Genomic DNA, 10069 nt, shown 5'->3' with positions numbered 1-10069 from the left:
CTCGGTGATCGGAACCGGCGCAAGGAAGCGCGCCCAAAGCGTCTTGCCCGAGGGCGAGGTCCACTGCACCGCGCCGTCCACGTCGCTCATCTTGCCGCCCTTGGCGAGCGCCACGGCGATCTCGCCCGCGGCCTTGCCGAGCTCGCGGGCATCCTTCCAGACGCTCACCGTCTGCGTGCCCTTGGCCACGCGGTTCAGCGCGGCATGGTCGCCGTCCTGACCGGAGACGGGAATGCCCTCCATCCCCTGCGCAGCCAGCGCCGCCACCACGCCGCCCGCGGTGCCGTCGTTGGAGGCCACCACCGCATCGACCTTGTTGCCGGTCGCGGTCAGAATCTGCTCCATGTTGCGCTGGGCGTTGGCCGGAAGCCAGCCGTCCGTATAGGCCTCGCCCACGATGGTGATGTAGCCGGCCTCGATCGGCCCCATCAGCACCTCGCCCTGGCCTTCGCGCAGGAAGTCGGCGTTCGGATCCTGCGGCGAGCCCTTGATCATCACGTAGTTGCCCGAGGGCGCCACGCGCAGAACCATCGCCGCCTGGATGCGGCCGACCTGCTTGTTGTCGAAGGTGAGATAGAAGGCGCGCGGGTCGTCGATGAGCCGGTCATAGCCGATCACCGGAATGCCCTCGTCGGCCGCCTGCTGCACCGCCGGACCGATGGCCGAGGCGTCCTGGGCGAGGATGATGAGCGCATCCACCCCCTGGGCGATGAGGCTTTCCACGTCGGAAAGCTGCTTGGCCGAGGACGACTGGGCGTCGGTGGAGATGTACTCCGCCCCCGCCGCCTCGAGCGCGGCCTTGATCGCCGCCTCGTCGGTCTTCCACCGCTCTTCCTGGAAATTCGACCAGCTGACCCCGACGGTCAGGGCCTGGGCCATGGCCGCCACCGAAACGGTGGACGCCAGCACGGCCGCAAAGGTAAGCGCCTTGCGCATGTCCTGTTCCTCCCAAAGTTCTCGCGCGCCCCGGCGCGCGGCCCGGCAAACCGCCGCGACGCCACCGACTATGCCAGAATAAATTTACTTGTCAAAAAAATTTTCAGTGCCACCATGCCAACATCACCGCGCGCCGTCGCGCTGCAGCGCGGAAACCGTAATGCGCGTGCAGCATCGGATGAATTTTCGGCCGCTACGCGAGGAGAATAGTTCAATGACTGAAAAAACTCTCCTCTCCGAACCGGCAGCCGCAGGCTCCGGCGTCCCGGATTCGGCCGAGGAACACGGGAGCACGCGCGCCGCCGAGGGCTTCGGGCCATTGATCAGCGCCGAGGAGACGCCGCTGCGCCCCTTGCGCCAGCAGATCTACGAGCGCATCCGCGCCTCGGGGCGAATCGCCCGTATCGATCTGGCGCGCGACCTTGGCGTCAGCCCCGCCTCTGTCACCGCCACCGCCGCCGAACTGCTCGCCGCCGGCCTCATCGATGAGGTGGCCAGCCCCCGCCGCGAGGGCGAGTCGGGCCGCGGACGCCCGCCGGTGGCGCTCGCCGTGCGCCCCGAAGCAGGCGTCGTCGCCGGGATCAAGTTCTCGGACAGAAGCCACGCGGCCATCATCGTCGATTTCTCCGGGCGCGTCCTGGGTGAGGCGCGCATCTCCCGTCGCGCCTCGGTGCAGGAGGCTTCCGCCGTGGTCGAGGACGCCGCCCGCCTCATCGCCGAGGCCTGCGCGCGAGCCGGAATAAGCCCCCAGGCGCTCGACGCCATCGGCGCCGGCATGCCGGGCGTGGTCGAGCATCACACCGGCACGGTGCTGTGGTCGCCGATCCTGCGCGAGCGCAACGCGGCGCTCGGTGCGATGCTCGCGGCGCGTCTCGCCCGCCCCGTCAGGATCGACAACGACGCCAATCTCGTCACCCTGGCCGAGCTCTGGTTCGGCGCCGGCCGCGGCCTGCCCGATTTCGCCGTGGTCACCATCGAGCACGGAGTCGGGATGGGGCTCGTGCTCGGCCACCGCCTCTGGCGCGGCGCGCAGGGACTCGGGATGGAGCTCGGCCACACCAAGGTGCAGCTCGACGGCGCGCTCTGCCGCTGCGGCAAGCGCGGCTGCCTGGAGGCCTATGTCGCCGACTATGCGCTGGTGCGCGAGGCCACCACGGCGCTTGGCTGGGGCGACCGGGCGGTGCAGTCGCCGACCATCCTGCTCGAGAGCCTCTATGACCACGCCAAGGCCGGCAACGAGGCGGCGCGGGCGATCTTCAAGCGCGCCGGGCGTTACCTCGCGCTGGGGCTGGCCAATGTCGTCAACCTCTTCGACCCGCCGCTCATCTTCCTCTCCGGCGAGCGGCTGCGCTACGATTACCTCTATGCCGAGGAGGTGCTGCGCGCGATGGCCGCGATGAAGCTGGAGACGGGCCGGCCGGCCCCGCAGGTGGAGATCCGCGCCTGGGGCGACCAGCTCTGGGCGCGCGGTGCCGCGGCGCTGGCGCTCGATGCGGCCACGGCGGCAAAACTCGGCGCGGAGGCCGCGTGATGCGCGCGCTCGCCCTGCCCCTCGCCCTGATGGCAAGCGCCGCGCTCGCCGGAACCCCGCGCTTCGAGGAACAGCCCGCCGCACTCCCCGCCCCGCACATCTATGCCGGCGGCTGGGAGCATTTCGTCGGCGGCGGGCTCGCCGTTCTCGACTGCAACGGCGATGGCCGGCTCGACCTCTTCGCCGCAGGCGGCGAGAACCCCGCCGCGCTCTTCATCAACGAAACCCTCGCCCCCGGCGCGCCGCTCGCCTTCAACCGGGGGGCGCTGCCTGAGCTCACGGGCGTCACCGGCGCCTATCCGCTCGATGTCGACTCCGACGGCCGGCTCGACCTCTTCGTGCTGCGGGTGGGGCCGAACATGCTGCTCAAGGGCGGCCCCGACTGCCGCTTCACCGACGCCGCCGCCGCCCTCGGCATCGATCCCGGAGACGACTGGACAACCGCCTTTTCCGCGACCTGGGAGCCCGGCGCGCGCCTGCCAACGCTTGCCATCGGCAACTACGTCAACCGCGACGACCCCGAGGGCCCCTTCGGCGCCTGCGCCGACAACCTGCTGATCCGCCCCGAGGGAGGGCGCTACGCCGCGCCGATCCCGCTCTCACCCGGCTTCTGCGCGCTGTCGATGCTCTTCTCCGACGCCGCCCGGCGCGGGCGCGCCGATCTGCGCATCTCCAACGACCGGCACTACTACCTCAAGGGCGGCTCCGAGCAGATCTGGCAGATGCCCGATCTGCGCCTTCTCGGCCCCGAGGACGGGTTCGAGCCGATCTCCATCTGGGGCATGGGCATCGCCAGCGCCGATCTCACCGGCGACGGGCTGCCCGAGATCGCGCTGACCTCGATGGGCGACCAGATCCTGCAGATCGCCACCGGCCCCTACCGCTGGGAAAACGCCCCCTATGAGACAGGCGCCACCGCGCACCGCCCCTACACCGGCGATGACGGCCGCCCCTCCACCGGCTGGCACGCGCAATTCGCCGATGTCGACAATGACGGGCGCGATGACCTCTTCATTGCCAAGGGCAATGTCGACCAGATGCCGGGGCTGGCCATGCACGACCCCAACAACCTGCTGATGCAGAGCGCCCCCTTGCGCTTCGAGGAGGCCGGTGCAGAGGCCGGCATCGCCTCGCTGGCCCGCTCGCGCGGCGCCGCGCTCGCCGATCTTGACGGCGACGGCCGGCTCGATCTCGCCGTCGTCAACCGCCGCGCGCCGATGCAGATCTGGCGAAACGTCACCGCCGATGCGGGCCACTTCCTCAGCCTCACGCCGCGACAGGACGGCACCAACACCCATGCCGTGGGCGCCTTCGTCGAGCTGCGCCTGCCGGACGGCGAAATCCGCAGCCGCGAGATCACCGTGGGCGGCGGACATGCCGGCGGCATCGCGGGGCCTGCTCATTTCGGCCTCGGCCGCGCCGAATGGGCAGAGCTGCGGGTGATCTGGCCCGATGGTGCCGCCTCCGACTGGCTGCGCCTGCCCGCCGGCACCCGCGCCGAGCTGTGGCGCGAGGGTCAGGGCCTCGCCCTGCGCTGATTTCTCTCGCGATCCTGTTCCTCACCCTGGGTGCAAATACCCAATGGCGCACCGATCGCGCAGGCGTCACCTCCAAGACTGAGAAAGGCGGCTCGGATGAGCCCCTCGCCGGCCGCCTCCCGCGCCCGCCGCGCCCCGCAGGCGAGCGCGCGCGCCCGCTCCTCCCCCGTCAGCGCCCCCACCGCCACCGTCACCGGCAGCGCGCCGAGATCGCTGTCGGGCGCGATCTCGCAGGCCGGACGGCGGCGCACGGAGGGATGGCCGGGCAGATCGACCGCGTTGGCAATCATGGTGGCGGCGGCATCGGCAGCGGCGGCGCTCGCGGCGAGCACCGTCACCGCATCGGCGATGCCGAGCGAATGGCTCCGCCCGCGCCAGCCGGAAGTGGCCACCCCGCCGATCCCGTCCCGCGCCGAAAGCTCCAGCCGCGCCGGCGCACCCCCGGCCACGGCCGCCACCGTTCTCTGGCCCGGCGCGAGCCACAGCGCCACGTCGCCGCCATTGTTGACGATGGCCTTGGCAAGCGGCGCGGCGGCGCGCATGGCGGCAAGGATCTCGTCGGCCACCGCGCCTGCGACCGCGGCCATCGGCGTGATGAATCCCACCCGCGCCCAGGGCCGGACCGCCGCGACCATGCGCCGGGCGATGACGCCCGCCACCGCAGGCGGCGCGTCGGCGTCAACGGGCGCGCGGAGGAGCGGCAGCTCGGCCACGAGCTCGTCGAGAACCGTCTCGAACCGCGCCGCGGCGGCGGCAAGGGCGGTTCCGGCATCCGCGCCGGGCCGGGCGCCGCCCTCCACGGTTGCGCCAGCCGGATCCCGCCCCGCGGCCTCGGCACTCACGATCAGGTCGATCGGCCCGTGATGAAGATGCAGCCGCCCGTCGGGCAGCCATGCCGCCTGCGCGCGCCCGCTCATCCGGCCCTTCGGGGCGGGATGGCGCGGAATTCCCCGCCATACTCCCCGCCCTTCTCGAGGATCTCGGCCACGCTCTTCACCGCCTCGTCATGGCCGCCCAGTGCGCGATAGTCCTCGCGCGGCAGGGTGAATTCGAGTGGTGCCACCAGCGCCGGCGTCGGCACATGACCGAAGGCGCGCTCGGGCATCTCCAGCACATCGACCATGAAGGTGATGCCGCCCCCCGGCCACACCCATGCCGGCGCCCCGCCGCAGGTGACACGCACCCGCCCCTCATGCACCGCGCGTGTCAGTCGCACCGGATTCTTCGTGACGCCCGCGCGCAGGCTGCCGCCCGCACCGGCGGTGAAGAGCACCGATGTGAGCGCCGGCTCGCAGTTCTCGGCGATGAGCTCCACCGTTGCCCGCAAGCTGTCGGGCAGCTCGGCGGGCTGCGGGCGCAACTCCTCGTCAAGCACGTAATAGCCCCACTCCTCGCCGGTGGTGGAGACCATCAGAAGCGTCAGCCCCGGCCGCGCGCCCTTCTTCGGGTTCCACTCCCCGAGGATGGTGAGCGGATCGGTGATGTCCGTCCCGCCCCAGCCGCGCCCCGGTTCGGCCACCCGGAAGTAGCGCCCCGGCGTCGAGCGGTGCCCCTTGATGCGGATGCCGGTATCGGGCCAGCCCAGCACCTTGCCCGCCTGATGCTCGCTGACCACCCCGGTGATGTGGTCGTCCACCACCACCACCTCGTCGACCAGCCCCTTCCATTGGCTCGCGAACATCCCGATCGTGGCCGAGCCACAGCCCACCCGCATGCGCTCCTCGCGCACCCCGTCGATGACCGGCGGCGCGCCCGCCTGCACGGTGAGCGTGGAGCCCCCCTCCACCTCGAGCTCCACCGCCTCGCGGTTGCACAGCTTCAGAAGCGTCTCGCAGGTCGCCCGCCCCTCGGCCTTGGAGCCGCCGGTGAGATGCTCCACGCCGCCGAGCGAGAGCATGCGCGAGCCGTATTCGGAGGTGGTGACATGGCCCACCACCTCGCCCTTCGCCCGCACCGCAGCGGCCTCCGCGCCGATGTGCCGGTCGGTGTCGATCTTCACCTTGACCCCGCAGTAGGAATAGATCGCCTCGGTCACCACGGTGACGAAATCCACCCCCTCGATCTCGCGGCTCACGATGAAGGGGGCAGGCTTGTAGTCGGGATAGGTCGTGCCCGCCCCGATCCCGGAGATGAACACCTCGTCGCCGGAGACCTCGCGCCCGTCCCAATGCGCCTTGAGAAAGGGGCGGATCTCGCCGCCCGCCTCGAGCCGGCGGTCGAGGATGGTCACCGGATCGCAGCGAACGATGCGCCCGCCCTCATTCGCGTAGCGGTCGCAGGCGCCGACGCGGCCTTCGGCGATGTAGCACATGACCGGGCAGGCGTCGCAGCGGATCTTCTCCTCGCGCTGGCGCCGCTTTTCACTCACCGCCCCGCCTCCCCCGCGCGCATCGCGGCGAGAACCCGGTGCGGCAGCGCCGGCAGGCGGGTGAGCACCGCCCCCGAGGCATGGCGGATGGCATTGAGGATCGCGGGTGCGGTCGGGATCAGCGCGTGCTCCCCGAGCCCCTTGGCACCGAACGGCCCTTCGGGGTCGGCCACCTCGATCAGGATCGTGTCGATCTCGGGCATGTCGCCGGTGGTGGGAATGAGATAGTCGTGCAGGTTCTCGGTGCGGGCGGGGATGTATTCCTCCATCAGCGCCAGCCCCAGCCCCTGCGCGATGCCGCCCTCGATCTGGCCGCGGGCGAGGAGCGGGTTGATGGCCCGACCCACGTCATGGGCGGCGGTGATACGGCGCACGCGCACCGTGCCAAGCTCCATGTCCACCTCCACCTCGGCCATCTGCGCGCCCCAGCCGTAGACGGCGTAGGGCGCGCCCTGCCCGTTCTCGTCGAGCGGGGTGGTCGGCGGGTCGTAGCTTTCCTCCGCCGAGAGCACATAGCCCTGCGCATCCTCCGCCAGATCGGCAAGGCGGATCTCGCGCCTGACCGCGCCCTCGCTGACAAGGATGCGGCCGGGCTCGATGGCGATGCGCGCCTCCGCGCCGGCGTTCGAGAGCGCAAGGATGCGCGCGCGCAGCGCCCGCCCCGCCCTGAGCGCGGCGTTGCCGGTGATGAAGGTCTGGCGCGAGCCGGAGGTCTTGCCGCAGTCGGGCGTAAGCGCGGTGTCATAGCCCACCCGCTCGATCGCCTCGAGGGGCAGCCCCAGCGCATCCGCCGCGATCTGGGTGATGACCGTATCGGCCCCTTGCCCGATGTCGGCCGCGCCCTGATGCAGACGCACCCGCCCCTCGCGGGTGATACCGATGCGGATGGTGGCGGGGTTGGCAATGGCGGTGTTGCCGCAGCCATACCAGCAGGAGGCCACGCCCACGCCGCGCCGGATCGCGCCGCCGCTTGCGTTCCACGCCTCGGCCTCGGCGAGACCCGCGCGCCAGCGGGGAGCGAGCGCCTCGAGACAGGCAGCAATGCCCACACCGCCCGGCCGCTGGCCGCAGACGGTCGCATCACCCTCGCGCAGCGCGTTTCGCAGCCGGAACTCGAGCCGGTCGATGCCCGCCGCATCCGCCAGCCGGTCGAAGAGCGTCTCCTGCAATATCGCCGCCTGCGGCACGCCGAAGCCGCGGAAGGCACCCGAGACCGGATTGTTGGTATGTACCCCGCGCCCGGTGGCGTGATAGTTGGGGATGCGATAGGGCCCCGAGGCATGCACCGGCACGCGCACCGCCACCGTCGGCCCCCAGCTCGCGTAGGCGCCGGTATCGAAGACACCGTCGAATTCCATGCCCACGAGCCGCCCCTCGCCGTCGCAGCCGACGCGTGCGCGCATGCGCGCCGGATGGCGCTTGGTCGAGGCGGCCATGGACTCGGGCCTTGTCCAGACCATGCGCGCAGGCCGCCCCGTCTTCAGCGCCACGAGCCCGATCAGCGGCTGCACCGAAAGGTCGAGCTTGGCGCCGAAGCCGCCGCCCGTGGCGCAGGGCACCACCCGCACGCGCTCGGGTGCAAGACCCAGCACGCGCGCGGTGTCGTCTCGGTCCATCACCGGCGACTGGGTGGAGGCGCGAATGACGAGCGTTTCACCCTCCATCCACGCAACGCCCGCCTCGGGCTCGATATAGGCGTGCTCGACGAAGGCGGTCTCGACCGCCCCCTCGACGACATGCGCCGCCTGCGCAAGCGCCACCTCGGCGTCTCCGCAGCACACGCGCCCGGCGGCGACGATGTTGCCCGCCCGGCCCGGATGCAGGAGCGGCGCGCCCACCGCCTCGGCCTCGTCCGGCGACAGAAGCGCCGCCTCCGGCTCCCAGGCGACGGGGAAGGCGGCAAGATCGGCCGCCTCGATCGCCTCGGCGGGGCCGGCGACAAGTGCCACCGCCTCGCCGCGAAAGCGCACGCGGCCCTCGGCAAGCGCGGGCTGGTCGGCATAGGCGGGGATGGTGCCGAAGCGGTTCTCGCCGGGGATGTCGGCGGCGGTGAAGACCATCAGCCCCTCGCGCTGGGCCTTCAGCCATGCGCCGATGTCGCCGAGAGCGAAGCGCGCGGCCGCGTGCGGCGAGCGGATCGCGCGAACCTCTAGCGTGCCCTCGGGCAGGTGATCGGCGCCATAGCACTCGGTGCCGAGCACCTTGGGCGCGCCGTCAAGCCGCGGCAGGGGCCGGCCCACAACGCCGCCGCGGCCGAGATCGGGGGCGCGTGCGGCCGGCCCGTTTCCGACGGCATCAAGAACGGCGTCGATGATCGCGGCATAGCCCGTGCAGCGGCAGAGAACGCCCGAGAGCGCCTCCTCCACCGCCGCGCGGTCGGGGCGGTGGTTCTGCCGCAAAAGCGCCGCCGCGGCCATCAGCATCCCCGGCGTGCAGATGCCGCATTGTGCTGCGCCATGGGCGAGAAAGGCCTCCTGCAGCCGGCTCATCTCCCCGCCCGCGGCGAGCCCCTCCACCGTCTCGACGGCCCGGCCCGCCACATGGGCAACCGGGGTGAGGCAGGCGCAGACGGGCGCGCCGTCGACGAGCACGGTACAGGCGCCGCAGTCGCCCGCGTCGCAGCCGACCTTGGTGCCGGTGAGCCCAAGCGCCCGGCGCAGCACCTCCGACAGCCGGCGCGCAGGCGCCGTCGGCACCTCGACCGCCTGCCCGTTGACCGAGAAGCCGATGGCGGGGGCGGGCCGGTTCATGCCGCGCACTCCCCGGCATGGGTGACAAGCTCCGAAACCGCGCGCCGCACCAGCACGGCCGCCGCCTCGAGGCGATAACCGGCGTCAGCGCGCACGTCGTCGATGGGCGAGAGCGCCGCGGCAACATCCGCCGCGCGCACCCGCGCGGCAAGGGCGGGCGTGGCCTCGGCGCCGACAAGCGCGGCTTCCACCGCCTCGAGCCGCCGCGCCACCGGCGAACAGGCGCCCACCGCGACCGCGGCGGAGGCGACGCGCCCCTCCTCCACCACGAGCCGCACCGCGACCATGGCGATGGAGATCACGAGATACCGACGCGCCCCGAGCTTGAGAAACCGGCTTGCCCCGCGCGCCGCCTCGCCCGGCACATGCACCGCCACCAGAAGCTCGCCCGGCCCGAGCGCCGTCTGCCGCGGGCCGGTGATGAACTTGCCAAGCGGCAGCATCCGCCGCCCCTCGGCCGAGGCAAGCTCCACCTGCGCATCGAGCGCCAGAAGGCAGGGTACCCCGTCGGCCGCCGGGGAGGCATTGCACAGATTGCCGCCGATGGTGCCGGCATTCTGGATCTGGGGCGAGCCCACCTCGCGCGCGGCCTCCTTGAGCATCTCGAAGGCGGGCGGCAGATCGGCTTCGATCGCCTCGCGCCAGGTCGTCGCGGCGCCCACGCGGAAGCCCTCGGGCGTGCGGGAGATGCCCGAGAGTTCCTCCAGGGCCGTGAGGTCGATGTGCGCGCCTTGCAGTGCCGGTGCCGCCGTGGCGGGGAACAGATCGGTGCAGCCCGCGGCCGGCCGAACCTCGCTGCGCGCGGCAAGTATCGCGAGCGCTTCGCTCAGATCGCGGGGCCGGAACAGCTCCTGCACGGCCTGCCTCCCTGTGGCATGCGGCGATGGTGCTCCCCACTCCCGCCCGCTGTCAACCGGCGAAGGGCGGACGGCGCAGACGGCGGCGC

The 10069-nt window shown here is 72.0% G+C and carries 7 protein-coding genes; 2 read left to right on the top strand and 5 right to left on the bottom strand.

Annotated features, from left to right (window positions below):
* Positions 1-936 (bottom strand): D-xylose ABC transporter substrate-binding protein (xylF, locus tag BLQ14_RS09015; protein ID WP_092500200.1); only part of this gene is annotated, 936 nt, incomplete at its 3' end.
* A 214-nt stretch (positions 937-1150) separates the two neighbouring features.
* Here xylF and BLQ14_RS09010 point away from each other — a divergent pair.
* Together BLQ14_RS09010 and BLQ14_RS09005 are read left to right on the top strand one after the other, a co-directional pair.
* Positions 1151-2467, top strand: coding sequence for an ROK family protein (locus BLQ14_RS09010; protein WP_092500199.1), 1317 nt, complete (start codon positions 1151-1153; stop codon positions 2465-2467).
* Entirely contained in the window at positions 2467-4005 is a 1539-nt protein-coding gene (locus BLQ14_RS09005; protein WP_092500198.1) for a CRTAC1 family protein, read from the top strand. The genes BLQ14_RS09010 and BLQ14_RS09005 overlap by 1 nt, the downstream gene beginning before the upstream one ends.
* Here the strand turns inward: BLQ14_RS09005 and BLQ14_RS09000 are convergent.
* The 4 genes from BLQ14_RS09000 to BLQ14_RS08985 are packed head-to-tail and all read right to left on the bottom strand — an operon-like array spanning position 3984 to position 9980.
* Positions 3984-4922, bottom strand: coding sequence for a UPF0280 family protein (locus tag BLQ14_RS09000; protein ID WP_092500197.1), 939 nt, complete (start codon positions 4920-4922; stop codon positions 3984-3986). The genes BLQ14_RS09005 and BLQ14_RS09000 overlap by 22 nt on opposite strands.
* Positions 4919-6316 carry a 6-hydroxynicotinate reductase gene (locus BLQ14_RS08995; protein WP_425412095.1) on the bottom strand — a complete coding sequence of 466 codons (1398 nt, stop codon included), beginning with the start codon at positions 6314-6316 and terminating at the stop codon, positions 4919-4921. Before BLQ14_RS08995 ends, BLQ14_RS09000 begins: the two co-directional genes overlap by 4 nt.
* 53 nt (positions 6317-6369) lie before the next feature.
* Positions 6370-9123 (bottom strand): molybdopterin-dependent oxidoreductase, encoded by a 2754-nt coding sequence (locus tag BLQ14_RS08990; protein ID WP_092500195.1) that lies wholly within the window; start codon positions 9121-9123, stop codon positions 6370-6372.
* Positions 9120-9980 (bottom strand): FAD binding domain-containing protein, encoded by an 861-nt coding sequence (locus BLQ14_RS08985; protein WP_211295333.1) that lies wholly within the window; start codon positions 9978-9980, stop codon positions 9120-9122. Before BLQ14_RS08985 ends, BLQ14_RS08990 begins: the two co-directional genes overlap by 4 nt.
* Between the last annotated feature and the right edge of the window lie 89 nt (positions 9981-10069).

Origin of the sequence: Meinhardsimonia xiamenensis (assembly GCF_900102905.1) — a bacterium.
In the GTDB taxonomy this organism is placed as follows: Bacteria; Pseudomonadota; Alphaproteobacteria; order Rhodobacterales; family Rhodobacteraceae; genus Meinhardsimonia; species Meinhardsimonia xiamenensis.
Note: the sequence above shows the minus strand (reverse complement) of the source record. Positions and strands in the feature narration are given on the sequence as shown.